This is a genomic window from Burkholderia sp. A2, from assembly GCF_001729305.1.
In the GTDB taxonomy this organism is placed as follows: Bacteria; Pseudomonadota; Gammaproteobacteria; order Burkholderiales; family Burkholderiaceae; genus Burkholderia; species Burkholderia sola.
Map to the genome: position 1 here is coordinate 1 of NZ_LZXX01000014.1, position 506 is coordinate 506.

The window sequence follows — 506 nt, forward strand, 5'->3', positions numbered from 1 at the left end:
TGCAGGTGGCCCGCCACCGCTGCCACCGCGCTGTTGCCGATCAGCCCGCCGATCATGCTGCCGATCCCGCCGATCGGCGAATCGTTGATCACGATCTGCGGTTCCATGTAGTAGTCGGCCGCGACGCGCTGGCCCTTCTGCTGCTTCGAGCCCGCGCGGTATTCGCCCGAGTTGCGCTGCAGCTGCGTGATGCGCGACAGGCGCGCGTCGCTCTTCTGGTTGCCGATCGACGTGATCACGAAGCAGTTCGACTGCTGCACGGCCAGCCGCAGCAGCGGGTCGATGCTCGTCACCTTGGTCGCGCTGCCGAACGGGCCCCACCAGTCGGCGTTGCGGCCGTCGTCGACCGCGATCGTGCCCAGCGGCGACGCGCAGCGCTGCAGTTGCGAATCGGCGCCGGCGCTCGCGCCGCCGGCCGCCGCGCCCGTCACGCCGGCGTTCTGCCCGCCGGGCGTCACCACGCCGCCGCAACCCGCGACGCACGCGCCAAGCGCTGCAACCAGCGC

At 71.7% G+C, this 506-nt stretch carries 1 pseudogene; it reads right to left on the reverse strand.

From position 1 onward, the window contains the following. A pseudogene (locus A9Z05_RS01630) lies at positions 1–506 on the reverse strand (penicillin-binding protein activator LpoB); the annotation flags it as partial.